Origin of the sequence: Paenibacillus catalpae, assembly GCF_900112695.1 — a bacterium.
Lineage (GTDB): Bacteria > Bacillota > Bacilli > Paenibacillales > Paenibacillaceae > Pristimantibacillus > Pristimantibacillus catalpae.
This window is the reverse complement of the sequence record NZ_FOMT01000001.1, coordinates 1,657,741-1,681,102: the sequence shown is the minus strand read 5'-3', so window position 1 is coordinate 1,681,102 and position 23,362 is coordinate 1,657,741. Positions and strand designations below refer to the sequence as shown.

The window sequence follows — 23,362 nt, the reverse complement described above, 5'->3', positions numbered from 1 at the left end:
AGAGCACAGCCGTTTAGGTTTGAAAACGCTATTCTAATCTCAGTTATCGAATGGAGGAGCAAAACAATGCAATATCGGAAACTTGGCGGTACAGGTCTGAAGGTTAGTGAAATCAGCTTGGGCAGCTGGCTTACATATGGCGGTTATGTGGAGCGCGAGAATGCGGTAAACGCAATTCGCACAGCATATGATCTGGGGATTAACTTTTTTGATACAGCAAACGTGTATGAACGGGGCGGTGCAGAGGAATTAGTGGGTGAAGCGCTTAAAGCTTATCCGCGCGAGTCCTATGTGCTGGCAACAAAAGTATTCTGGCCGATGGGCGAAGGCCCTAACGACCGCGGTCTGTCCCGCAAGCATGTCATTGAACAGGCGAATGCCAGCTTGAAACGTCTTGGCCATGATTACATCGATATTTATTACTGCCACCGTCATGATGCGGATACGCCTCTTCAAGAAACGCTGCGCGCAATGGATGATTTGGTCCGTTCCGGCAAAGTATTGTATGTAGGGGTAAGTGAATGGCAAGCTTCGCAAATTGCGGAAGCACTTGGCGTGGCGGACCGTTATCTGCTCGACCGCATTGTCGTTAACCAACCGATCTATAATATGTTCGAGCGTTACATCGAGAAGGAAATCATCCCGCTCAGCGAACGTTCCGGCATCGGACAGGTTGTATTCTCGCCGCTTGCACAAGGTTTGCTCACAGGCAAATACACCTCAACAACCGAATTCCCTGCCGACAGCCGTGCCGCCAAGATCGATTGGATGGGTAAAGGCATTACGGAAGAAAAAATAGGCAAAGTCCGCCAGCTGGAAGCCATCGCTGCTGAGCTTGGCATTAGCGTAGGCAACCTCGCGCTTGCCTGGATTCTGCGTCAACCGAATGTAGCGAGCGCACTGGTAGGCGCGAGCCGTCCGGATCAGGTAACCGAGAATGCCAAAGCTTCGGGCATTACCTTGAGCGAAGACGTGCTGACTCAAATTGAATCGATTCTGAAGTAAGATCTGAAGGAGACGTAATAAATGGCTAAAGTCGTAGTTACCGGCGGAAGCGGGATGCTTGGAAGATGGATCGTTAAGCATTTCGTAGACCAAGGTTATGAAGTACTGAACGTAGATACAAGGCAACCGGACGAGCCGCTTTGCCAGACTTTGATTGTAAATCTCGAAGATCTTGGACAGACTTATGGTGCGCTGGCAGGAGCTGACGCTGTTGTGCATATGGCAGCCATTCCTAGGGCAGGCATGGTTCCGCCCGAGGTTACTTTCCGCAATAATGTCATGTCGACTTATAACGTGTTGGAAGCGGCGGCAGGCCTCGGGATTAACAAGGTTGTTATTGCCTCCAGCGAGTCTTCCTACGGCATCTGCTTTGCGGAGCATCCGTTTGGTCCGCAATATGTGCCGATGGACGAGGCTCATCCGCAGCTGCCGCAAGACAGCTATGGATTATCCAAGATCGTTAACGAAGCCACTGCCGATATGTTCCATCGGCGTACCGGCATGCAGGTCGTATCGCTGCGCCTCGGCAATGTGATCCCGCCGGAATGGTACGAGCGCTTCCCGTCCTTCATCCATAACCCGGTGGAGCGGGAGCGAATCCTGTGGAGCTATATCGATACACGTGATGTTGCAGAGGCTTGCGAGCTCGCCATCAAAGCGGAAGGGCTTGGATCCGTCGCGATTAACCTTGCTAATGATGAGTCCAGTATGGATATACCAAGCCGTGAACTAATGGCGGCCCGTTACCCGGAAGTCACAGATTTCCGTGCGCCGCTTGAAGGCCATGAGTCACTTCTGAATAGCGATAAAGCAAAAAAAATGCTTGGCTGGCAGCCGAAATATTTCTGGCGTGAACAGCTGGGCAACTAAATAACCAAAGACCGGCTATCACCTTAAATGATTGGTGAAGCCGGTCTTTTTGTATAGACATGCTTCCGGCGCGAGGAGTATACTTTATAAGCTTACTTTGATTAATTGAACTAGACATAAGAAGGTGCGGCAGCTTGTGAGTTATTTGTTTTTATTCCTGGCGACATTAGCCTGGAGCTTTGTTGGGGTATTGGTCAAGACGGCATCCACGATGGTGGACAGCTCAATAATATCGTTCTGCCGGTTCTTCTTTGGCGTTATTGTGCTCGCGATTTATCTGCTCATGAAAGACGGCAAGATTCAGTTCCGGTACCGTATGAAATGGCTGTGGTTCGGGGCGGCAGGCAAGTCTGCCAATTATATTTTCGAGAACATCGCACTCATGATCGGCTACTCTTACGGCAATATTCTCGTTCAGCCTGTGCAGACCGTCATTCTGTTGTTTGCGGGCAGTGTCATTTTCAAGGAAAAGGTGACCAGGGCAGGCTGGTTGTCCGCCGCATTATGCGTCATCGGCGTTATCGTTGTCGGCTGGAACGGAGTTCCGCTTGACGAGCTGCTGGGCAGCAGCGGATTAACGACCGTTCTATTCACGTTGGCGGGGATAGGCGCAGCTATTCACGTGTTGAGTCAGCGTATGCTTGTGAAGACGATGAATAACGGCAACATGAATTTCTCCGTCTTTTTGCTTGCAACTTTGATGGTGTCTATTCCAATTCCGTTCCAGACGCAAGGATTTACCGGAGTATCAACGGTTGGAGCATGGAGCGCACTTGTCTGCCTGGGTGTGATTACGGGCCTCAGCTTCTTCTGGTTTGCTGAAGCGATGAAGCGGGTGCCGTTCGCCGTTGTGGCGATTGTCGGCAACAGCTCGGTCTTGTTCTCAATCCTGTGGGCCTATATTTTCTTCCGCGACCCGATTACAAGCTATATTATAATTGGTACATTAATCTTTGTTGCTGGCTTCCTGCTTCTTAACTTTTCGGGTCCAAGAAAGAAGACGGTGAAGCAAGAAGACAGCATTGAAGCGGCGCTATAGAATGATTGGAGCGATAATCATGGATCAAGTCAGTGAATTGCCAGCCAAGCTGAGCAAGCCGGCTATGCGTGCATTTACCCATGCCGGCTACCTGAAGCTTGAGCAGTTTGCCGGATTGACCGAAGCAGAGGTGCTGGCGCTGCATGGCGTGGGCCCAACAGCCATCGTGCTGCTTCGTCAGGCACTTGCCGAGAAGGGACTAGCCTTCCGCAAATAAGGAAGAGAGCAGCGACTGCTGCTCTCTTTTTTGCGCGTGCTGTCCATTCAATCGGTGCTGGTAGGACAGACCTGCATCATCGAGCATATCGGAAGCACGTCCGTCCAAGGACTTTCCGCCAAACCGATTATTGATATTGCGCTTGGTGTAGAAGAGCTGGCTCAAGCGGATGCGTTTATTGAACCGCTGATGAGGCTTGGTTATGAGTATGTGCCTAAGGCGGACTTTCCGAACCGGAGGTTTTTCCGTAAAGGGGAATGGCGTAACGGGACTCATCATCTGCATGTTTATGAGGCAGGCAGCGAAGAATGGCAGAATCAGCTGTTGTTCCGGGACTACCTGAAGGCACATCCCCATACACTTAGTGAATACGATAAGCTGAAGAGAGAGCTGGCATTGCTGCACCCTGATGACGGATCACCTATACGGGGCGGAAGGGCCGTTTTATTCAATCCGTTCTTCAATTGGCGAGGCAAACTGTTTCATAATTTGGTCTCCTTCGTTATATATTTGTAAGCATGTGACCATGATGGGTAATGGAGGGGATCCTACATGTTCGTTAGCAATAAGAAAACAACTAAGCTCCAGCTGCGTGTTGCTTCTCAGAGTACCATCCGTACGGCGAGCGGCAGGGAACTGGTTGTTGCAGAAATTAAGACAAATAAACCGATTCCGCCAGCCTCTCATGGTACTGTGCGATTACGCGGCAAACTACAATAATGCACCGTTAGCCCCTATTATTAGGGGCTTTTTGTTGTTGCCTGGAAAACTTTTCATCGAGTATACTGTTATGAGGACGGGAGGGGATTAGACTTGAGAAAATTCGGACAAGCCGTCTTCGGCACAGTTGCCGGGCAGATCATCTTCTGGGTTGTGGTTGGCGTCATGCTTCCCGCCGTGCTGGAAGAGCTCTTCGCCTTGAATGATATGCTGTCCAAGCCTATCAGGCGCTTAGCCGAATGGAAAGCGGACAATACCCTCGAGGGCAGACTGAAATTTATTATATTATTTATTGTATACGCTTCACCTGTAGCTCTAATAGCCGGATTTCTCGCTTCCAGACGCAAATCGGGGGAGAATGCGGCCGTAATGCCTCCATACCGTTCACGCAGTAATTACGAGCGATTAATTGCAGATGTAAAGGAAACGGTCAGCAGCCGGGATGCCACGAGTGAACTCAAAGCTGAGAAAATCAATCTGCTGTTTGATGCCCTGATTGAAGATGTATGCCATCTGTTCCAGGTTCAGCGGTCAGGCGTACGAGCTGTTCTGGTTATTAACAACCGGGGAAGGCATAAGCTGACGAGCTGGCGCTGGGGCCGTGCATGCACGCCGGACCAGGACCGTATGGACTATAAAGCAATCGACAAATTTCTTGAAACCGAGCTGACCTATCCGACATGGGAACAGGTGAAAAGTCATTTTGACCATACGGATTCCGACACGCTTCTCTTTATCCGCAATAGCGGGAAGCTGGGACTGGGCTGTCTGATCGCCATCGAGAATTCGATCGATCTTGAGGCGCATTTGCAGGAATGGGAGCATATCGTAAGGCCCTTTACGATGCTGGGACATATGGACAAGCTGGTACGATTTGTCGTAAACTATACGTAGAGGGAGGCGATTCCAGATGAACTTATTCGATCGACTATTCGGTAGCAAACCCAAGAAGACGCCAGTAAAAATCGTTCGAAAGGTTAAGCATTCGGATAAGCCGGCCTTGACGAATGCCAAGCACGGTACGGTTATATTACGCGGCAAGATTGAAGACGATTATAATTTGGCGAAATAACGATAAGCCCCTTAGCCGGTGTACAAGCGGAGAGGGGCTATTTTTCTGCGTGTCCGAAAGGAGGCTAAATATCGCTTGCAACAGGTGGAAACAAGCTGGCGCTGGGGAAAGCCTGTTAACTTCATGATCCTGGCACTATTCATAATGTATAGTCTAATTATGCTCAAGCTGCTGTTTATCCGGGAGGACTATTACCATTGGAACAAATATAATTACAACATCATCCCGTTTCATACGATCAAATCCTTGATTTATCACCGGGATGCCTATAATACGGATACCTGGGTGAAAAATCTGTTCGGCAACATTGTCCTGTTCATACCGCTTGGCGTATTTATCCCGGTGCTTAACCGCAGGCTGCTTCGTGTGGTCAGATGCCTTCTGGTCATTATTCTTATTCTGTTCCTCGTAGAATCGATTCAGCTGGTAACGAGAGTAGGAAGCTTCGACATTGATGATATTATTCTCAATACGCTGGGTGCAATCATTGGACTATTCTTGATGAGAATCATCACACCCTGGTTAACACGCTAAAGATACAAGAAAAACCGCGCCATCGGCACGGTTTTTCTTGTTTGTCTGCCTCTACTTACTTTTTCAAAATCCCCTCGAAAAACACTTGGAAGGAGAGCAAAAGCTGATCCCCGAAGCCGTCTTTCGATATGCCCATCACCCAATTCAGCATCACGCCCAAATAGATTTGCGTGGCAATACAAGCCATGGTTTGAGCCGGAATCGTTGTGGTAAATTCCCCGGTCTGCTGGCCTTTCTCAAAGACGGGAACAAGATTATCAATGATAAGACAGAACCCGTCCTTGCTTTCTTCGATATTCTGATGGTTAGCGAGCATGCCCTGAATGGATAACAGCAGCATGCTGTGATTCTCAGCCATCGAGTCACCTAAAGTCTTGATCAAAGCCAGGAAGCGGGGAGTGTAGGGACCGGGTTTATCCTTCAGGTTGACTAATTCGTCAATCGTAACTAATTTGTCGAGTTTACCCCGGACATCCTCTTTAGTCTTGAAATAATTGAAGAAAGTGCCCTTCGCAACGCCGGCAGCTTCCGTGATTTGGGCGACGGTAGTGGCTTCAAAGCCTTGTTCGGCAAACAGGCACATCGCCGCTTCAAGTATTCGGTTTTTGGTCTCGAGCTTTTTCTCTTCTCGGTTCACAGCCATCATCCTCCGTTATTGCCTACAGTATAACATATCCATTATGGGAATGGGTCCAATTAATTAATGACCATAAGTACAAGTTTTACTATAGATTTATTCAATTTGAATGAGTAATGGCTCCATAAATCACAATATATAGACCGATTATAAGCAATAATAAAAATGACCAATGGTATAAATTAATGTTGACCAACGGTCATTTTATGGCTATAATCCAAATGACAGAAGTCACGAATGGAGGATACACATGACAAGATCGGTTCTACAAGTGCCGGATGCGAGTACGTTCACCATCAGGTCGATCATCGCACCGCTCATCGCTGTTATTGTTGGTTTATTTATGGTTATTCTGGATGGGACCGCTATGAACGTAGCCTTAAGCGGCTTCATGAAGGAGTTCGGGAAGGACTTGTCCGTCGTTCAGTGGACGACTACAGGTTATGCGCTGGCACAAGCAGCCGTTATCCCGCTCGCCGGATGGTTATCCGACAGGTTCGGGCCGAAACGGATCTTCCTGGTGTCGGTAGGGATGTTTACCGTTGGGTCCTTGCTATGCGCGTTTGCAGGCAATATCGAAATGCTGATCTTGTTCCGCGTAATTCAAGGGCTTGGCGGAGGGATGGTCATGCCGATTGCCTTTGCCATTATTTACAGATTGAGTCCGCCTGAGAAGGTCGGATCCGTTATGGGGATGTTGGGAATCCCGGTTCTGATTGCTCCGGCATTAGGTCCGGTTGTAGCCGGTGTGTTTATTGATTATGCTTCCTGGCACTGGATCTTCCTCATTAATATCCCTCTTGGCATTCTAGGGATCTTTGCCGGCATGCGTACATTGCCGAATATTGAACGACAAGCGGTGAAATCACTGGATATTCCGGGCATTATATTTGGACCGCTTGCTTTCGCGGCATTATCGTATGGGGTAAGTGAGGGGGGAACAAGCTGGACATCGGTTCAGACATTAACCGGGCTGATTGTTGGAGCTGCCGCCTTGTTTATCTTTATCTTCGTTGAGCTTAGGAGCAAGCAGCCGCTTCTGGAGCTGCGGGTATTCCGCTCCAGAGATTTCAGCAAGGGCATTATCGTACAATGGTTTACCCAAATCGCGCTGATGGGGACGTTCTTCCTCATTCCGATGCTGCTCATTCAGGTACAGGGGCATACGGCTACCGAATCCGGTCTCATTATGCTGCCTCAAGCGATCGCCTCCGCAATCTTTATGCCAATCGGGGGCAGGCTGTTTGACCGGATTGGCGCGAGGCCGCTTATCGTCACAGGACTTAGCGTAGTAGGGGGTGCCTCGTTCCTGTTATCGAACATCTCCGCTGATGACGGATTGACGCTTATTCTGATTACCTCCGGCCTGTTTGGAATCGGAATGGGGCTGTCGATGATGCCGATGAATACGTATCTCATATTAGCATCGCCGCCAAGTCTGGTCGGCCGAGTAACGTCGCTCACTTCTGCAGCTCAGCAGGTCATGACGTCGTTTGCGATCGCGGGCCTCAGCACCTATTTGACTACAAAAATTAACGATGCTGTGGAACCGGGGCAAGCACCTGCGGTTCATGCGTTATATCATTCTTATGGAGAGACCTTCCTTGTTGTCGTTGTGATCGCCATTGCGGGTGCATTGCTGGGCTTGCTGCTGCGTAAACCGGTCCGTTCGTCCGATGAAGAGAGGGCAGACGTAGAAGTACCTGTCATGATGGGACACTAATCCGAACGAAAATACCATTTATTTCTGAATTGTTCAGGAATGGATGGTTTTTTTCGTTTACAGGCGGTGCATCTGTATGTTATCTTCAATATATATGTATGCTTTATCGCTATAAAGCGTCTACGCGACATCAGACTACGGAGGGTGCACATGACAGCATTAGAAGGACTGCGATCAGCCATTGATAAGACGGACCAACAGATTATTGCTTTATTGGCACAAAGATTTATCTTTACAGAGGCAGTAGGGGAATACAAAGCGGAACATCAGCTTCATTCACAGGATCCTCATCGTGAAGAGCAGCAGTTCAAGAAAATTGTTGAGCTCTCCGAGCAATACGGCTTGAGGCCCGAATATGCTGTAGACATTTATCGGAAAATTATGGACATCGTTATTTCTAGACATCAAGAGCTTCTTCTTACAGATAAGGCAGTATAAAGCGCTGCGGTTGTAACTTCGGTTACACCGCAGTGTTTTTTTTGTACATATTTCCAGCCCAAATGGAGCAAAATGACAATAACTTAAAAGTTAGGGAGGGTGTCCGAATGACCATCCTCGCGGTTTTTGTCGCTACGGTACTCGGTCTGCTGCTAATGGCAGGCTTGGATGTTCTTGTTTTTAAACAACCATTTGTGCGAGTGTTTGTGGATTTGCTGCCTGTCTTCCCGGACACCTCGACCGTTTTTATGTTTGCAGCTGCGTTTGTGATGGCCGCATGGGTGGATTTCAAGATGACCGACCGCCTGAAGAAGAAATTCGGCAAACAATCCAATAAGCAAGGGAGTGAGGAGAACCGTGACGCCAAGCAAAGTTAACCCGGTGGATACGTTCACGCTGCAGCTCGTTTTTTTGCTGAGTACATCGATTATATTCGGAACGCCTAGTGTGGTTCCGGACTCGTGGCTGGTTGGACTTGTCGCGTTTTTCCCGGCATGCCTCTTTATTGTCTTGTATAGCGCCATGTTATCGTCGCAGCATGATTTGGGGCTTTATCCGATGCTGGAGAAAGCCTGGGGGAAAATCGCAGGCAAAATGTTTGTACTCCTCTATGCCATTTATTTCTTATACATTGCAGCCCGTAATATCCGGGATATGATCGAGCTTGTGATGAGTGCTTTGCTGCGCATCACCCCCGTACCGATTCTGACATCACTGTTTATCATGTTAATTGCATATACGGCTTTAGGCGGGATTAAAGCCATCGCACGCTTCGCATCGCTGATCTTATGCATTGTCCTGCTGATGCTCGTTACACTAGCCGTCTTTTTAATGTTCAGCAGCTCGATCATCCTGGAGCAAATGCTTCCGTTCTTATCGAAAGGCATGTGGCCGGTTATCCAATCCGCGTTTACCCATTCACTCTGGTTCCCCTATGGAGAGATCATCGTTTTTCTTGTTTTCCAGCCGGAGCTTGGCGGAGCGAAGGGGTTTCGGAAAATAACGTTATATGCCTTCATTAGCGCGTGCATAATTCTGACCATTTCAGATCTGCTTCAGATCTGGTCGCTAGGGATCGAGAGCAAGAAGTACTCCGTATTTGCCTTGTTGGATGCGGCGCGGCTTATCAACATTGCCAATATTATTACCCGGATGGATGCCGTGGTCGCGCTGATCATCATTTTTGGTACGCTCTTGAAATGCTCTGTCTTTCTATTCGCCTGCACGGAGGGGATCGCCCGCATTTTCAAGGTGAAAACGGGTAAGTTAACGTTTCCTCTTGCTCTGGTCGCAGGTGCATTCTCGATTCTAGTCACTCGGAATAGCGCCGAGCATGTAACCGAGGGATTGAAGTACGTTATTTATACCATGCATATCCCTCTTCAACTGCTGGTACCGTTATTGACGCTGATACTGCTTCGAATCCGTTACCGGAAAGGGGCTGCCACATGAGTACGGAAGAACAAAGCCTTACCGGCGAACAGATGAACAGTTTGGAGAAAGTAAAAAAGCAACTCAAGCAGGTTTTTGGTGAAACGACGGACCTTGCGGTCGAACCCGTTGATGTCGGGCAGTACAAGGGGCTTATGTGCTATTTGACGACAATGACAAACTCCGCTTTTATTATGGAGCATGTCGTGAAGAAGCTGGCCATGTCTGAGCATAAGGAGCCGATAAGCAAGGAGGAGACCTTCCAACAGCTCGAGATCAGCGCTTACTCCGGGCTCAGTCATCAAACCTTGCAGAATATAGACGATGTGATGTTCAAAATCGTGCTTGGGAATGCCGCTATCTTCATTGAGGGATGCGCGCAAGTCCTTGTTCTTGATGTCAGAACTTTGAACTCCAGATCAATTGAGGAGCCTTCGACGCAAAATGTCGTCCGCGGGCCAAAGGAAGGCTTTACGGAATCGGCCGATACCAATATGAGTCTGATCCGCAGACGTTTTAACAATGTGAAGCTCCGCTTTGAGAAGTATGAACTGGGTTATTTGACGCATACCGCTGTCTATATGGCTTATCTGGATGGTGAGGTGGACGAGGAAATACTGAAGCAGGTGAGGGAAACGCTGAGCAGCTCTCACATAGACAGTCTATTTGATTCCGGACGGATCGAAGAGATGTTTCATTCCAAGGGGAAAGGCATTCAGTTGTTTCCGACGGTCTATAGCAGCGAACGCCCGGATGCGGTGTGCAGTTGCATGATTAATAAACGGATTGCTATCATTGTTGACGGAAGCCCGTTTGTATTAATTGTTCCGACGATTTTCCCTGATTTCTTCCAATCTCCCGAGGATGAATATCAATGGGTTGTCATTGGTGTGTTTTCCCGTTGGCTCCGTTACTTCGCTTTTGTACTGTCGCTTATTGTACCTGCTCTCTACATTGCGGTAACCAGCTATCATCAGGAGCTTATTCCAAGCGTTCTGCTGACCAGTATTGCAGCGCAGAGGGAAGGGATACCCTTTCCAGCCAGTATTGAGATCCTTCTCATGGAGATTACCTTTGAGATTCTTCGTGAAGCGGGTACACGCATGCCTCGTCTAGTCGGACCAACGATCTCGATTGTAGGGGCCCTTGTCCTCGGGGAAGCAACGGTTCAAGCGGGGGTTGTCTCCAACATTAATGTGATTGTCGTATCGCTCACGGCGATATCCGGCTTTGTTGCACCTATCTATACGTTTGGCTCCAAAGTGAGGTTTTTCCGGTTTGGTCTAATTCTGCTCAGCTCTCTAATCGGGTTGTATGGGCTTGTACTGGGCTGCTGCCTGCTGATGGTACAGCTGACAAGGATTGAATCCTTTGGCGTGCCTTACATGTCTCTATTCTCCCGGTGGGATAAGAGGAGGGTCACATGAAAACCTGCCGTGTCTTCCTTGTTCTTATTCTATGTACAGCTGTAGTGCTGGGTGGTACGGGGTGCTGGGATCAAACCGAGTTGAACAAGGCATCCATGGTGACCGGAATGGCACTGGAGCCCGGGGATAATATGAAATATAAGGTGACCTTTGAAATTGTCAATGCCTTGGAGACCGATCCGAACAAAGGGGGAAAAGGGGGGACGCCTACCGTCATTTTCTCGAAGGAAGGAAATTCGATAGCTGAAGCTACTCAGAGAATTAATGAAAATTTAGAAAGGATGATTCTGATTTCTCATTTCCGGGTCATCATTATTGATGAAAGGCTTGCCCGCAAAGGGATCAATCAGTTTATGGATGTGTTGCAGCGGAACCGATATGTCCGTGAGGATGTGATCGTGCTGGTGGGGAAGGGAGCTCCGGCGTCAGATTTCCTGAAGACAGTATATGCAAGGGGACTATATGCGGGGTATAAAATACAAACGCAGGTTGAGACCTACCGGAAAGTATACGGAGGTGTTCCGAGGAGCCATTTATTCGATATTGCACAAGCTTTGCTAACCGAAGGACGTGGGCTGCTGCTCGGGGCCATTACAATATCGGGTGATGTTGAAAAAAGTGAAAGTCTTGACGCCATTAAGACGATCTCTCCGGCGGCTGTTGTCAAGATGGCAGGGGCAGCCGTATTTCGAGGCGATAAGCTGATCGGATATTTGTCGAATGAGCATACCCGAATGGTCATGCTGGCAGGTGATTATGTGAATAACACTTTGTTTGCGATTCCTGGACCGGGAGGCAAGCAAACAAGTCCCGGTGGCATTGATGTTCAGTTCTACCATATGCACGCTCATATGCATGTCAAGATGAACGGCGACAAGCCGAAAATAGTGGTTAATATCCAAGGGGACGGAAAAATCACAAGCATTGACCGCAACATGAAGCTGACGACGATTAAAGGCTACGAAACGATTGAGCAGATGACCTCCAATTACGTCAATGAACAGATGCAAGAGACGGTTAGTTATGTTCAAAAGAAATTTGGGCTAGATGTGTTTGGCTTTGGCCAGCATTATTACCGCTATCATTTCCGCAAATTCAAACCGATCGCGAAGGAGTGGAATTCGTTGTTTACGAGAGCGGACGTAGAAGTGAAAAGCAATTTCACATTAAGGCGTCCTGATCTGAAGACTCAGAAGGTCGAGAAAGAACAGATCGGGCCATAAGAGAGACCATGAAAGACCAACAGCAGTTGGTCTTTCATGCGTTTGCGAGGCTATAGATTGATTGCCGCCATGATGACCGCGGAAGTCCAGATGAGGATTGCCGACAGTTTGTTCATTATTTTCATCAGTCTCCCGCTTGTATCCAGCTTGCCTAGCAATCGACCGGCAGAGGCGAGAGAGAAAAACCAGAGCCACGAAATGATAATACAGGCCAAGGTGAACATTCCTTTTTCCAGCCCGCTGTAATGCAAGGAGCTTGTACCGATTACCCCAATCGTATCCATGATGGCATGTGGATTAAAGAGGGAGACCGAGACGGCCAGCATGATCTGTTTACGGGGAGAGTATCGCTCGTCTGTCGCTTGCAGCCTTCCTGCAGAACGCCAGGTCGCCCATCCGATGTAGGCAAGGAAGATAACCCCGGCTGCAATAAGAATGGTTTTGAGGACGGGGACGTTTATAATAAGAACAGAGACTCCAAGAATCGCCATCAGAATGAGCACCGTATCACATAACGCCGCAGCAATGACGACGGGCAGGGTCATGCGGAATCTGGGCTGCAGCGCGCCTTGGGAAAATATAAATACGTTTTGCGCCCCGAGGGGCAGAATCAAACCGATGGCAAGCAATAAACCATGCAGGAACGGCAACGGTAACACAGCCTTTCAATGTTGGAAATATGGTCTCATTGTATAGGGTTAACCTGGCGTTGTCGCCATCCAAACGGCTGGTTGTCAGCCCAACCAAACCAATGTCAAGCGTAATGGGGGAAACCGATGAAGTTTGAAACCAATTGGAGGCCGGTCAGAGACAATGGAATACCGCTGTACCGGCAAATCATAGACTATGTCCGGGACAAAATCGAACGTGGAGAATGGCCGCCAGGCAGCCGTATTCCTACAGAGAGAGCCATTGCGAAAGCTTTTGACGTGAATCGGAGCACGGTTGTACAAGCCTTCGCGGAGCTTGCGGCAGAAGGTCTGATTGTTGGGAAGAGCGGGAGCGGGACAATCGTTGCTGCCATAATGGGCGATCAGAACATACCCAAGCTGCCGGACTGGGAATCTTACGTGAAGACGGGGGTTCATCGGCCCAACCAACGTACGATTCAGGATATTAACCATGCAGAGTTTATCCCTGACATTATCCGTCTAGGTACGGGTGAACCTTCGCCGGATCTCTATCCGCAAGCGATGGAGAGAATTTTGCTGCAGATGCCATCACAGATGAAGGATTTTGGCTATCCTGAGCCACGTGGGCTTTATACCCTTCGCGAGGAAATAAGCAGGCATATGGCTCAATATGGCGTCAAAGTATCTCCGGATTCGGTTCTTATCGTATCCGGTGCTCTTCAAGCCCTGCAGCTCATCGCACTTGGTCTGCTTAAGAACGGTTCCTCCGTGTTAACGGAATCACCGTCCTATCTGCAGTCGCTTCAGGTCTTTCAATCTGCCGGAATGAGCATGTCCGGTCTGCCGATGGATGAAGAGGGATTGGCCGTGAAGGGGCTGGAGCATTACGCAAGAAGCGGGAAAGGAACGATTCTCTATACGATTCCAAGCTTCCATAATCCTACGGGTACGGTCATGTCCGACAAGAGAAGGCATGAGATCTATCAATTGTGCGTGCAGCAAAAGCTCCCGATGATGGAGGATGATGCTTATCGCGATCTTTGGCTGGATGAGCCGTCGCCTCCGCCGATCAAGGCACTGGATCAGAACGGGCTTGTCCTGTATATCGGAAGTATGTCGAAGACATTAAGTCCCGGGCTGAGAATCGGCTGGGTGATTGGACCGGAGCAGGTTATCCATCGGCTTGCGGACGTGAAGATGCAGTCGGACTATGGAGCGAGCACCTTATCCCAGTGGACGGTCATGCAATTTCTTCGGCAGAGGCAATATGGGGAGCATTTGGACTTTGTCAGGAAGGAGCTTCGGACCCGTCGTTCCTATATGCTTCAGCTGCTGGAGCATTATTTGAAGGGAAAGGCAGAATGGAAGGTGCCTGGCGGAGGGTTTTATATTTGGCTTAAACTTAATAGCGGTATATCCATCCCGGCATTATTCGAAGCCGCCCTTAATAATGGGGTATTGCTTAATCCCGGTTATCTCTATGACAAAACGGATCAGGAACATCTGCGGCTGTCCTATTCGTATGCCACATTGAAGCAGATGGAGAAGGGTATTCGGCAGCTTGCAACCAGCATTCCTTGAAGACAAGGAATGCTGGTTTTTTGTTTGAAATTTCCATCTAGGAGAGCAAACTTTTTGGGGGGCTGTTGCGTCTTGAATACATAGCAATTATTTAATAAGTAAGGGACGGAAGCAGCAATGGAAGACAACATGAACAGCAAGAAACGTTATATGCCAGGAATAGACGGATTACGGGCTTTATCGGTGCTCGCCGTTATCGCGTACCATCTGAACATGAAGTGGGCGCAAGGGGGATTAATAGGAGTTGCCATCTTTTTTGTCATCTCCGGATACCTCATTACCGATCAAATCTTAATCCAGAAACAGCGTTACGGTAAGCTAGACCTCAAGGACTTCTGGATAAGAAGGGCTCGCAGGTTACTTCCCGCGATGTTCTGTATGCTGCTGTTTGTTGCCATATGGCTGTTGTTCCTCGATCCCAATAGATTGAACCATTTGCAAGGTGACTACTTATCTTCCATATTCTACTTTAACAATTGGTGGCTTATCTTTCATCAGGTCTCGTATTTCGAAAGTTTTGGTCCGCCGTCCCCAATCGGTCATTTATGGTCCTTGTCCATTGAAGAGCAATTTTACCTGATATGGCCGCTGTTCCTGCTCTTGACTCACCGCCGCGGTAAGCTGTTTATCCTCATTCTTGGGGCAGCAGTCGCATCGGCATTGGCCATGGCTTTTCTGTATGTACCCGGTTCCGACCCAAGCCGCGTTTATTATGGAACCGATACCCGCATGTTTGGTCTCTTGATTGGAGCTGCGCTTGCTGTTATATGGCCAAGTAATAAACTTAATGCAACCGTTTCAAAAGCTTCCCGGTATACGATGGATATTCTTGGCGGTGCCGGTCTGATCGTACTTATCGTCATGATGTACCGAATGAATGAATATGATGCTTCGTTATACAGGGGCGGATTTATTGGTTTGTCTATTCTGACCGCTATTGTGATCGCTGTACTTGCTCATCCTGCAGGCTTGCTGGGCAAAGCAATGGGAATCCGTCCGCTCCGCTGGATTGGCGTTCGTTCCTACAGCTTATATATTTGGCATTATCCCGTTATTATCTTGACTAATCCGTCTAACCAGGCAAGTCATCCAAACGTACTTCTGATTGTCGTACAGCTTGCGGCAAGCTTTGTACTGGCAGCATTATCCTACAAATTTGTAGAGGAACCGCTGCGCCGCGGCTCGCTTCGGGAGAAGCTTCGGAATGTATTATCCGTCAGATGGCTTGGTGTACAGCCACTAGCACTTATTATCATTATTCCTTTATTGCTCGCACCTAGCACGTTCGGAAATTACCTGCTGAAGGCCAAACCGGCATCTGTACCGGTTGCTTCTCAAGACAGTGACAGCAAGCCTGATTATAATGTGCAGCCGCCAACCCAAACGCCAAACGGTGGGGGTAAAGAGGATGATCAGACCGTCGATAAACCCATTCAAGAGAATGAGACGACGCCTGATGTCAGTAACGCTCATGAGAATACAAATCACACGGGTACGGGTAAACCGTCTAAAGAGCCAGACCATACCGTTAAGCCGGAACATACGCCGGAGCCGTCCAAGGAACCGTCAACGGAACCGTCAACAAAGCCTTCAACGGAACCGTCAACACCGCCATCATCCGAACAACCTGCGGGCGGGGAGGAGGGCGCCAATGAAGAGCCGGATAAGGACTTGGCGGACCAGACTCCGCCGCCAGAGACAACGAAACCTCCCGTGCATCAATCCGGCAAAGGCATTACCGTTATCGGCGATTCCGTCATTCTGGATGCTGCGCCGTTTCTGGAGAAACATCTTCCAGGCATTGTGATTGACGGGAAAGTCGGACGTCAGATGAGGCAGGCACAGGAAGTTATTGATCAGTTGAAGGCTGACAATAAACTGGGCAGCACGGTTGTTATTGAGCTGGGCACGAACGGTGCGTTTACAAGCAAGCAGCTCATAGCTTTGATTCAGTCCTTGGATAAGGTAGACCATATCTACCTCGTCAATACGCGGGTTCCGCGGAATTGGCAGGATGCGGTGAATAAAATGATTCCTAAAATTGCCAAGGATTTCAGTCATGTCACCGTAGTAGACTGGTATTCTGCAAGTGAAGGGAAGGACGAATATTTCTCCAAAGATGGCGTTCACTTAAAGCGGGAAGGCGCTGAGTTTTATGCGGCTATGCTTATGGATGCTATCGCAAAGTGACCATATATAGAGAAGGGTATGCCGGCCATGAACAGAAAGACCGATCAAATACTGACGGATTGTATAACGGAGAACAAAGAAAACATTTACCGGCTGGCATATAGCTATGTCAAAAACAAAGAGGATGCACTCGATATTGTGCAGGACGCGATTTATAAAGCGATGACAAGTATCGAGCTGTTGAAGGATAAAGCGGTAGTCAAGAGCTGGTTCTACCGTATTGTCATCAATACCTCTTTGGATTTCTTACGCAAACATAAGAGAGTACATTCCATGGAGCAGGAAAAGCTGGAATTTTACGCAATGGGTACGGAAGATTCGTACACGGACATTGATCTGGCCAGAACGCTCGAGGATTTGCCCTCTAAATACCGGGAGGTTGTTGTCCTTCGTTATTTCGAAGATTTGAAGATTGAAGAGGTAGCGGACGTGCTTCACGAGAATGTCAATACGGTCAAAACCAGGCTCTACCAGGCGTTAAGGCTGCTTCGCGTGAAACTGAAGGATACTTCCTTAAAGGAGACTAAGTAATGAATGATATACTGGAGCATCTTCGAAAGGAGTACCAGTCGGTGCCCATTCCGGAGGAGCTGGACCTGCTCGTTAACCGTTCAATCAAGGAAGCCTTGCGTACACGCAAAGTGAAGCGTCTGAAGGTGAAAGGGATGACGGCAGCGGCAGCTATTCTTGTATTTCTGATTGCCATAAATGCCAGTACAACGGTTGCGAATGCTTTTTCCTCTATACCTGGCGTCGAACGAATTATAAAGGTCCTTACGCTGCAAGAATTCAAGGTGAAGGAATCGAATTACGATGCAGACATAAAAGTCCCGGCGATTACCAACATGGAAAACAAAGAGCTGCAGCTTGGATTGAATCAGAAGTATTTGGACGAGAGTAAAGCGTTGTATGACCAATTCCAGGCTGAGATTGAAGAACTGAAGAAGCAAGGTCTAAACGACGCACATGTCGGTGTAGATGCCGGATATGAAGTGAAGACGGATAACGATACGATATTCTCGATCGGCCGTTATATCGTGCAGACAGCGGCATCTTCATCCACGGTGATGCAGTTTGATACCATTGACAAGAAAAATCAGAGACTGATTACGCTGCCGATGCTGTTCCAGGATGAACAGTATGTTAAGCAAATAAGCGACAATATTATTGCCCAAATGAAAGAGCAGATGAAAGGCGATGACAACAAGATCTATTGGATTGCCGGAGCAACGGACTATATCTCGATAGAGGAATCGTTCTCGTCGATAAAGAAGGATCAGAGCTTCTATATCAACAAGGACGGCAAATTGGTTATCGTCTTTAATAAATATGAGGTTGCTCCGGGCTCTATGGGCATAGTCGAGTTTGTCATTCCAACGGAAGCGATTGAAGGCGATCTGGTGAGCCACAACTATATTAAATAAAGCCAACGGCAGAGGGACTTTAGTTCCTCTGTTTTTGTTTTCCAAAGAGTCGAAATTCCTGATTTTGGTGACAAAACGGAGCGCGAAATGGTAAAATACAGCCGATAAAGTTAAAGCGAAGGGACAAGTCCAATGAAACTTCATTCCAATATCATTCTAATTACAGGCGGTGCGTCAGGCATCGGACTGGAGCTTGCCGGCCGCTTGCTTGAAATGGGCAATACGGTTATTATATCCGGCCGTGATCAGGCCAAGCTTGAGCGAGCGAAAATACAATATCCGGAGCTGCATACGTTCGCCTGTGATGTTACGGATCCTGAAGCGATTGCTGAGCTTCACAGCCGCGTATGCGCACAGTTCCCGGGGCTTAATATGCTTGTTAATAATGCCGGGTTAATGCGCAAAATCAACCTGCAGACCAAAGAGATCGATCTGATCGACATTAACCGCGAGATCGAGACGAACTTGAGCGGTCCGATCCGCATGGTAAATCAATTCCTGCCTCAATTAATAAATCAGCCCTCTGCCGCCATTATGAACGTGTCGTCGGCACTTGCTTTTGTTCCTTTCGCGATTTCGCCAGTATACGGCGCGACAAAAGCCGGCGTTCATTCTTATACCCGATCCTTGCGGGCTCAGCTTAAGAATACAACCGTTCGAGTATTTGAGCTGGCACCTCCATTAACGAAAACGACGCTTGTAGATGCTTTTGAGGTGAATGATATGAAGGGCAGCGTGCCGATGGAGGTCGCGAAGCTTGTGGATGATGTGATCAAAGCCATGGAACGGGATCAGCTTGAGATTCGTCCAGGCCAAAGCAATCTGCTCAAGATAATGAGCCGATTGGCGCCAAATTTTATATTCAAGCAAATGAGTAAATCGGTTGATGCCATGCTGGCCGATTCCGGCAAATAAACAAACAAAAGGCCCCGTGAGGGGCCGTTTTGTTTGTTTTAGCTTTCTTTTTTATCACGATAACCGCCGTGAACAGGACCGCAGCCGCTGCTGCCACCAAAAATACCACAGCTGCAAGCAATAATGACCAACAAGATGAACAGGACAAGAATGAAACCGGAAGAAGCCATTAAGAATAAAACCTCCTAGTAATTTAGAATACACTATAGATTATGCTTCTATGTTATGAATTGCTTGGACCAATACCCGCTAGATAGAAGACTATTTCCAACTGACCTTAGAGGATCAATAACCTTGATAGATAGATGACCTGTCGCGCAAACGAACAAAAGACCCCTGAGGAGGGGTCTTTTGTTATTATATTTTTAGAGAAATAACTTTTGTCCGCAATCATGGAGGCATGATGCTTCAGTTATTAGTAGTAACCTTTACCTGTACCTACGCCTCCAACTTGTGGGCCGCAACCGCCGCCCCAACCGCCTACAAAACCACAACCGCAGACGATGATCACCAGCAAGATGAACAACACAAGAATTGATCCGACGTTATTGAAACCATGACCAAGTCCTGACATATTCACAACACCTCCTTACGTCTGGAGTATACTTTAATATATGTATGGGGAGGGGAAGTGCTTGGGTATTTGCCCCCGAGGCATTTGACCAATTCCATTTGCCCCTCCAGGCTAAGTGTTACGTAAGTGAATATGCGTACGGACGGGGTATTTCTTTCCGCTTGCTGTCGTGCCTTACGTATTACACCAGCTTCTTCCGGACAGCGCCGGAGATGAGGTCGATGATCGTGATCATAATAACGATCCCGAGCAGGATAATGCCAACCCGGTCCCAATGACGGGTGTTTAGGGCGAAGATAAGCGGAGTGCCGATTCCGCCTGCTCCGATGAAGCCAAGGATTGTCGCGGAGCGGATGTTAATCTCAAATCGTAATAAGCTGATTGACAAGAAGCCTGGAAGAACCTGCGGCAGTACGGCGAACCACAGAAGTTGAAGGCGATTGGCTCCTGCCGCCAGGAGTGCCTCGGATGGTCCGCGGTCAATATTCTCAATCTCTTCCGCATACAGCTTGCCAAGCATGCCGACCGAATGAAGGCCAAGGGCAAGAACACCTGCGAAGGAGCCGGGGCCAACAGCCTTGATGAAGAGTAGGGCCATAACAAGCTCCGGGAAGGTGCGGACGAAGCTAAGTGTAACCTTTCCCGTACCGGAAACTGGACGGAAACGGTTTATATTCGTAGCAGCCCAGAATGCGAATGGAATACTTACGAGAGCGGAAATAACGGTCCCGAGTACAGAGATAGCAAGGGTGTCGAGCAGACCGCGCAGCAGATCTTCGCCTTCGGGGAGATAGACATAGTCCCAATCCGGTGCGAACAGTCCTCTTGCGATCGACTGAATAACTGTTCCTGCGGTTTCCTTTATACCGGTGAACGGAATTCCGCTGAAGGCCCAGATATATACGGCAAGAAGGGCGATATAGACAAGCCAGCGATACGGGCTTTTTCTAGGTTTAGTGATCATAACTTGATTCATAGCAGTTTCTCCCTCAGCTTTGTGCCCGCATAATCAATAAGCAGAACGACGGCTAACGTAAAGAGGATAATGACACAGGTCTTGTCATACTCTAGAAAGCCAAGTGTAGCCTCGTAATAAAGACCGATGCCGCCTGCGCCAACCAGTCCCAGTACAGCAGCTGCGCGAACATTAATTTCGAACGTATATAGAACAAAGGACATGAAATTCGCTTGAATTTGCGGTACAACGCCGTACACGATTCTTTGAATATAATTCCCGCCGGCAGCCGTCAGCGCTTCAATCGGACCGCGGTCAATGGTCTCCAGCAGTTCATACGTTAATTTGGAGATCAAGCCAACGGTGAATACCGTCAAAGCCAGGATGCCCGGCACGGGGCCAAGTCCAAATACGGATACGAAAATGGCGGCAAGAAGCAAATCCGGTATCGTTCTGACCAGGTTAAGGAGCAGGCGGGACAGGTGGTACAGCCAGCGGCTCGGCGCCAGATTGCTGGCACATAACAAGGTAACCGGGATCGCGACTATAGTACCGATCGTTGTGCCTATGAGTGCCATCCGGATCGTTTCCAGCATGCCGTGCACGATATTGTCGAAGTAGCTCCAGCGCGGGGGGAACATTTGCTTCAGCAAATCCATCATGTTTGGCATTCCCGTGAACAGCTCAGCAAATGAGGCGTCGGTTTGTCTGCTGCTTCCCCAGATCAGTGCCAGGATCAGGACTGCGGTCAAATAATGCTTGATTCGGCCCGGCGGCTTAGGTCTAGCTGATTGGTTATGCACATTCGTTTCCATCTTTATATGTAAGCTCATACGACAGCCTCATCAAGCAGCTCATCCTGACCAAGAGGACGGCCGTAAATTTCGGCAAACCGTTCATCTGTGGCCTCGGACACAGGGCCGTCAAAGACAACTTCACCGGCACGCAGCCCAATAATGCGGGTGGCATAGGTTCTGGCCAGATCGATAAAATGCAGGTTAACAATGGTTGTAATGCCCAGCTCCAAATTAATCTTCTTCAGATCGTCCATGACCTGCTTGGTCGTTAACGGATCTAGAGAGGCGACCGGCTCGTCTGCCAGAATGATCTTGGCTTCTTGGGCAAGAACACGAGCAATCGCCACGCGCTGCTGCTGCCCGCCTGACAGCTCATCCGCCCGAGAGTAGGCTTTCTCCGCGATATTAACCCTGCTTAACGCTTCGAAAGCCAGCTCAATGTCCAGCTTCGGAAAACGTCCGGTTAACGTTCGAAGCGTGGAGTGATAGCCGACCCGTCCGGCTAATACGTTCCGAATAACGGAGGATCTCTTAACCAGATTAAAGCTTTGGAAAATCATGCCGATATTCCGCCGGATCAGCCGAAGCTTTTGGCCTTTGGCTTTCGTAATGGAATGACCGTTAATGATAATTTCTCCTTCAGAAATATCATGAAGACGGTTAATAGAGCGGAGGAGGGTGGATTTGCCTGCGCCGGACAACCCGACAATAGCGACAAATTCGCCCTCCTGTATGGTCAGATTAATATCATTTAACCCTTTGGTTGCATTCGGGTAAATTTTCGTCACATGGCGAAGCTCGATCATGAGTATCATCCTTTTTGATAGTTTCGGATAACGGCACAAGCCAGTACAGGCCGCAGGCGGCGTTGTACTGGCTTGTCCGAAGCCTGAATGGGCAACAGAAGACAGGTACTACTCGGTTTTAACTTTTTCGTTATACTGGCGAACGATATCAAACACGCTGTCATCCGACTTCACGTAGCCTTGATGCGAGTAAACGTCGAAAATAATTTGATGGCCTTCGGGATCAGTGCCGATATCGATAAAGGCTTGTTGAATCTTTGCAACCCAATCTGCATTCATATCCGAGCGAACGCTGATTGTATCGTTAGGGATTGGTTCCGTAAATGCAAGTACACGTGTATCTTCAAATACTTTTGGATAATCCTTCGATACGATGGTACGTGCATCCTGGAAAATAGCAGCGGCATCCACGTCGCCGTTCAGTACGGCAAGTACGCCTTGATCATGGCCTTTGACCGTAATCGGCTGAACGTCTTTGAGCGGATCAAGTCCTGCATCCATCAGCGAAGCTGCAGGCCACACATAACCGGCAGAGGAAGTAACGTTCTGGTAAGCGATTTTCTTGCCTTTGAGATCGGCAACGGATTGAATCGGCGAATCTTTCTTCACGATAATCATCGATTTGTAGTTATCCACCAAATCGGTTGTAGGAGCGCCGGTAGCGTCATCCACGCCAAAACGCTGCGCTTGCAGCATAACTTCGGCAGCGCCTTTTTCTTTCGCCAGAACATAAGCCGTTGGAGGCAGGAAGCCTACATCAACCTTTTTCGATGCCATAGCTTCAATAATGGTGTTGTAGTCAGTCGATACGCTGACCTTAACCGGGATGCCCAGCTTATCACTCAGCAGCTTTTCAAGCGGCTTTGCTTTGGCTTCGAGTGTATCCGCATTCTGCGAGGGTACAAATTGTACAGTCAGCTCAGTTGGCACATAGCCTTCCGGAGCTTTGCTTTCTTCCGGGGATGGTTCAGTTGATGCAGTGTTCGATGGACTAGCTTCATTACTGCTTGCAGCGTTATTGCCGTTGTTCGTGCTGTTATTGCCGCAGGCGCTCATCAGCAGCGTTAGCAATAACAGTGGTAAGACGATTAGATGCAGTTTCTTCAATTCCAAACCCTCCAAATATTTCTATTTTTTAATACCTGTCCACTA

Annotated in this window: 28 protein-coding genes; 20 read left to right on the top strand and 8 right to left on the bottom strand. The window is 48.5% G+C overall.

What is annotated here, in order from left to right; all coding sequences use genetic code 11:
• Positions 1-66: 66 nt before the first annotated feature.
• The 9 genes from BM200_RS07275 to BM200_RS07245 all read left to right on the top strand — a co-directional run bounded on the left by BM200_RS07275 (position 67) and on the right by BM200_RS07245 (position 5,457).
• Positions 67-1,005: an aldo/keto reductase family protein gene (locus BM200_RS07275; protein ID WP_091183160.1), complete on the top strand. Its 939-nt coding sequence runs from the start codon at positions 67-69 to the stop codon at positions 1,003-1,005.
• 21 nt (positions 1,006-1,026) lie between these two features.
• Positions 1,027-1,875, top strand: coding sequence for an NAD-dependent epimerase/dehydratase family protein (locus BM200_RS07270; protein ID WP_091183158.1), 849 nt, complete (start codon positions 1,027-1,029; stop codon positions 1,873-1,875).
• A gap of 136 nt (positions 1,876-2,011) precedes the next feature.
• Positions 2,012-2,914, top strand: coding sequence for a DMT family transporter (locus BM200_RS07265; RefSeq protein WP_091183155.1), 903 nt, complete (start codon positions 2,012-2,014; stop codon positions 2,912-2,914).
• A gap of 19 nt (positions 2,915-2,933) precedes the next feature.
• On the top strand, positions 2,934-3,131 hold the full coding sequence (locus BM200_RS07260) for a helix-hairpin-helix domain-containing protein (RefSeq protein ID WP_091183588.1): 198 nt from the start codon (positions 2,934-2,936) through the stop codon (positions 3,129-3,131).
• Positions 3,132-3,167: 36 nt separating this feature from the next.
• Positions 3,168-3,647 (top strand): GrpB family protein, encoded by a 480-nt coding sequence (locus tag BM200_RS07255; RefSeq protein ID WP_245772944.1) that lies wholly within the window; start codon positions 3,168-3,170, stop codon positions 3,645-3,647.
• 36 nt (positions 3,648-3,683) lie between these two features.
• Positions 3,684-3,851: a hypothetical protein gene (locus BM200_RS29920; protein ID WP_175532772.1), complete on the top strand. Its 168-nt coding sequence runs from the start codon at positions 3,684-3,686 to the stop codon at positions 3,849-3,851.
• Between the two features lie 93 nt (positions 3,852-3,944).
• Positions 3,945-4,745: a hypothetical protein gene (locus tag BM200_RS07250; RefSeq protein ID WP_091183150.1), complete on the top strand. Its 801-nt coding sequence runs from the start codon at positions 3,945-3,947 to the stop codon at positions 4,743-4,745.
• 16 nt (positions 4,746-4,761) lie between these two features.
• Positions 4,762-4,923 carry a hypothetical protein gene (locus BM200_RS29915; RefSeq protein ID WP_175532771.1) on the top strand — a complete coding sequence of 54 codons (162 nt, stop codon included), beginning with the start codon at positions 4,762-4,764 and terminating at the stop codon, positions 4,921-4,923.
• 84 nt (positions 4,924-5,007) lie between these two features.
• Positions 5,008-5,457, top strand: coding sequence for a VanZ family protein (locus BM200_RS07245; RefSeq protein WP_245772943.1), 450 nt, complete (start codon positions 5,008-5,010; stop codon positions 5,455-5,457).
• A gap of 55 nt (positions 5,458-5,512) precedes the next feature.
• Here BM200_RS07245 and BM200_RS07240 read toward each other — a convergent pair whose 3' ends face one another.
• Positions 5,513-6,094 (bottom strand): TetR/AcrR family transcriptional regulator, encoded by a 582-nt coding sequence (locus BM200_RS07240; RefSeq protein ID WP_175532770.1) that lies wholly within the window; start codon positions 6,092-6,094, stop codon positions 5,513-5,515.
• Between the two features lie 250 nt (positions 6,095-6,344).
• Between BM200_RS07240 and BM200_RS07235 the strand changes: the two genes are divergently transcribed.
• The 6 genes from BM200_RS07235 (at position 6,345) to BM200_RS07210 (ending at position 12,336) form a co-directional block, all read left to right on the top strand.
• On the top strand, positions 6,345-7,817 hold the full coding sequence (locus tag BM200_RS07235) for an MDR family MFS transporter (protein ID WP_091183143.1): 1,473 nt from the start codon (positions 6,345-6,347) through the stop codon (positions 7,815-7,817).
• Between the two features lie 150 nt (positions 7,818-7,967).
• A complete protein-coding gene (locus BM200_RS07230) occupies positions 7,968-8,255 on the top strand; it encodes a chorismate mutase (protein WP_091183140.1) in 288 nt (95 codons plus the stop codon).
• A gap of 107 nt (positions 8,256-8,362) precedes the next feature.
• Positions 8,363-8,632 (top strand): hypothetical protein, encoded by a 270-nt coding sequence (locus BM200_RS07225; RefSeq protein ID WP_091183139.1) that lies wholly within the window; start codon positions 8,363-8,365, stop codon positions 8,630-8,632.
• Positions 8,613-9,707 (top strand): GerAB/ArcD/ProY family transporter, encoded by a 1,095-nt coding sequence (locus BM200_RS07220; RefSeq protein WP_175532769.1) that lies wholly within the window; start codon positions 8,613-8,615, stop codon positions 9,705-9,707. Before BM200_RS07225 ends, BM200_RS07220 begins: the two co-directional genes overlap by 20 nt.
• Positions 9,704-11,113, top strand: coding sequence for a spore germination protein (locus tag BM200_RS07215; RefSeq protein ID WP_091183133.1), 1,410 nt, complete (start codon positions 9,704-9,706; stop codon positions 11,111-11,113). The genes BM200_RS07220 and BM200_RS07215 overlap by 4 nt, the downstream gene beginning before the upstream one ends.
• Entirely contained in the window at positions 11,110-12,336 is a 1,227-nt protein-coding gene (locus BM200_RS07210; protein WP_091183132.1) for a Ger(x)C family spore germination protein, read from the top strand. Before BM200_RS07215 ends, BM200_RS07210 begins: the two co-directional genes overlap by 4 nt.
• Before the next feature lie 50 nt (positions 12,337-12,386).
• Here BM200_RS07210 and BM200_RS07205 read toward each other — a convergent pair whose 3' ends face one another.
• Positions 12,387-12,986 (bottom strand): LysE/ArgO family amino acid transporter, encoded by a 600-nt coding sequence (locus BM200_RS07205; RefSeq protein WP_091183130.1) that lies wholly within the window; start codon positions 12,984-12,986, stop codon positions 12,387-12,389.
• Between the two features lie 126 nt (positions 12,987-13,112).
• On the opposite strand from BM200_RS07205, the gene BM200_RS07200 reads away from it, so the two are divergent.
• The 5 genes from BM200_RS07200 (at position 13,113) to BM200_RS07180 (ending at position 19,078) form a co-directional block, all read left to right on the top strand.
• The gene (locus BM200_RS07200) at positions 13,113-14,549 is read left to right on the top strand and encodes an aminotransferase-like domain-containing protein (protein ID WP_091183128.1); all 1,437 of its coding nucleotides are present in this window, start codon (positions 13,113-13,115) and stop codon (positions 14,547-14,549) included.
• A gap of 117 nt (positions 14,550-14,666) precedes the next feature.
• Positions 14,667-16,739, top strand: coding sequence for an acyltransferase family protein (locus BM200_RS07195; protein ID WP_091183126.1), 2,073 nt, complete (start codon positions 14,667-14,669; stop codon positions 16,737-16,739).
• A gap of 27 nt (positions 16,740-16,766) precedes the next feature.
• The gene (locus BM200_RS07190; RefSeq protein WP_091183124.1) at positions 16,767-17,270 is read left to right on the top strand and encodes an RNA polymerase sigma factor SigV; all 504 of its coding nucleotides are present in this window, start codon (positions 16,767-16,769) and stop codon (positions 17,268-17,270) included.
• Positions 17,270-18,163 carry an anti-sigma-V factor RsiV gene (gene rsiV / locus BM200_RS07185; protein WP_091183121.1) on the top strand — a complete coding sequence of 298 codons (894 nt, stop codon included), beginning with the start codon at positions 17,270-17,272 and terminating at the stop codon, positions 18,161-18,163. The genes BM200_RS07190 and rsiV overlap by 1 nt, the downstream gene beginning before the upstream one ends.
• 132 nt (positions 18,164-18,295) lie before the next feature.
• Positions 18,296-19,078: an SDR family oxidoreductase gene (locus BM200_RS07180; RefSeq protein WP_091183117.1), complete on the top strand. Its 783-nt coding sequence runs from the start codon at positions 18,296-18,298 to the stop codon at positions 19,076-19,078.
• Between the two features lie 38 nt (positions 19,079-19,116).
• Here the strand turns inward: BM200_RS07180 and yjcZ are convergent, their stop codons facing one another.
• The 6 genes from yjcZ to BM200_RS07160 form a co-directional block, all read right to left on the bottom strand.
• A complete protein-coding gene (yjcZ, locus tag BM200_RS29645) occupies positions 19,117-19,248 on the bottom strand; it encodes a sporulation protein YjcZ (RefSeq protein WP_139230760.1) in 132 nt (43 codons plus the stop codon).
• A 245-nt stretch (positions 19,249-19,493) separates the two neighbouring features.
• Positions 19,494-19,652, bottom strand: coding sequence for a hypothetical protein (locus BM200_RS29910; RefSeq protein ID WP_175532768.1), 159 nt, complete (start codon positions 19,650-19,652; stop codon positions 19,494-19,496).
• Positions 19,653-19,833: 181 nt separating this feature from the next.
• Positions 19,834-20,628, bottom strand: coding sequence for a phosphonate ABC transporter, permease protein PhnE (gene phnE, locus BM200_RS07175; protein ID WP_091183114.1), 795 nt, complete (start codon positions 20,626-20,628; stop codon positions 19,834-19,836).
• Positions 20,625-21,422 carry a phosphonate ABC transporter, permease protein PhnE gene (gene phnE / locus BM200_RS07170; protein ID WP_425434536.1) on the bottom strand — a complete coding sequence of 266 codons (798 nt, stop codon included), beginning with the start codon at positions 21,420-21,422 and terminating at the stop codon, positions 20,625-20,627. Before phnE (BM200_RS07170) ends, phnE (BM200_RS07175) begins: the two co-directional genes overlap by 4 nt.
• Positions 21,423-21,436: 14 nt before the next feature.
• A complete protein-coding gene (gene phnC, locus BM200_RS07165) occupies positions 21,437-22,210 on the bottom strand; it encodes a phosphonate ABC transporter ATP-binding protein (RefSeq protein ID WP_091183108.1) in 774 nt (257 codons plus the stop codon).
• Between the two features lie 108 nt (positions 22,211-22,318).
• Positions 22,319-23,266, bottom strand: coding sequence for a phosphate/phosphite/phosphonate ABC transporter substrate-binding protein (locus BM200_RS07160; protein ID WP_091183585.1), 948 nt, complete (start codon positions 23,264-23,266; stop codon positions 22,319-22,321).
• Between the last annotated feature and the right edge of the window lie 96 nt (positions 23,267-23,362).

Bases quoted from the DNA above. Each gene is read 5' to 3' on its own strand.
- BM200_RS07275 (WP_091183160.1), top strand. From the start codon at position 67: ATGCAATATCGGAAACTTGGCGGTACAGGTCTGAAGGTTAGTGAAATC.
- BM200_RS07270 (WP_091183158.1), top strand. From the start codon at position 1,027: ATGGCTAAAGTCGTAGTTACCGGCGGAAGCGGGATGCTTGGAAGATGG.
- BM200_RS07260 (WP_091183588.1), top strand. From the start codon at position 2,934: ATGGATCAAGTCAGTGAATTGCCAGCCAAGCTGAGCAAGCCGGCTATG.
- BM200_RS29920 (WP_175532772.1), top strand. From the start codon at position 3,684: ATGTTCGTTAGCAATAAGAAAACAACTAAGCTCCAGCTGCGTGTTGCT.
- BM200_RS29915 (WP_175532771.1), top strand. From the start codon at position 4,762: ATGAACTTATTCGATCGACTATTCGGTAGCAAACCCAAGAAGACGCCA.
- BM200_RS07235 (WP_091183143.1), top strand. From the start codon at position 6,345: ATGACAAGATCGGTTCTACAAGTGCCGGATGCGAGTACGTTCACCATC.
- BM200_RS07230 (WP_091183140.1), top strand. From the start codon at position 7,968: ATGACAGCATTAGAAGGACTGCGATCAGCCATTGATAAGACGGACCAA.
- BM200_RS07225 (WP_091183139.1), top strand. From the start codon at position 8,363: ATGACCATCCTCGCGGTTTTTGTCGCTACGGTACTCGGTCTGCTGCTA.
- BM200_RS07215 (WP_091183133.1), top strand. From the start codon at position 9,704: ATGAGTACGGAAGAACAAAGCCTTACCGGCGAACAGATGAACAGTTTG.
- BM200_RS07210 (WP_091183132.1), top strand. From the start codon at position 11,110: ATGAAAACCTGCCGTGTCTTCCTTGTTCTTATTCTATGTACAGCTGTA.
- BM200_RS07200 (WP_091183128.1), top strand. From the start codon at position 13,113: ATGAAGTTTGAAACCAATTGGAGGCCGGTCAGAGACAATGGAATACCG.
- BM200_RS07195 (WP_091183126.1), top strand. From the start codon at position 14,667: ATGGAAGACAACATGAACAGCAAGAAACGTTATATGCCAGGAATAGAC.
- BM200_RS07190 (WP_091183124.1), top strand. From the start codon at position 16,767: ATGAACAGAAAGACCGATCAAATACTGACGGATTGTATAACGGAGAAC.
- rsiV (WP_091183121.1), top strand. From the start codon at position 17,270: ATGAATGATATACTGGAGCATCTTCGAAAGGAGTACCAGTCGGTGCCC.
- BM200_RS07180 (WP_091183117.1), top strand. From the start codon at position 18,296: ATGAAACTTCATTCCAATATCATTCTAATTACAGGCGGTGCGTCAGGC.
- yjcZ (WP_139230760.1), bottom strand. From the start codon at position 19,248: ATGGCTTCTTCCGGTTTCATTCTTGTCCTGTTCATCTTGTTGGTCATT.
- BM200_RS29910 (WP_175532768.1), bottom strand. From the start codon at position 19,652: ATGTCAGGACTTGGTCATGGTTTCAATAACGTCGGATCAATTCTTGTG.
- phnE (WP_091183114.1), bottom strand. From the start codon at position 20,628: ATGAATCAAGTTATGATCACTAAACCTAGAAAAAGCCCGTATCGCTGG.
- phnE (WP_425434536.1), bottom strand. From the start codon at position 21,422: ATGGAAACGAATGTGCATAACCAATCAGCTAGACCTAAGCCGCCGGGC.
- phnC (WP_091183108.1), bottom strand. From the start codon at position 22,210: ATGATCGAGCTTCGCCATGTGACGAAAATTTACCCGAATGCAACCAAA.
- BM200_RS07160 (WP_091183585.1), bottom strand. From the start codon at position 23,266: ATGAGCGCCTGCGGCAATAACAGCACGAACAACGGCAATAACGCTGCA.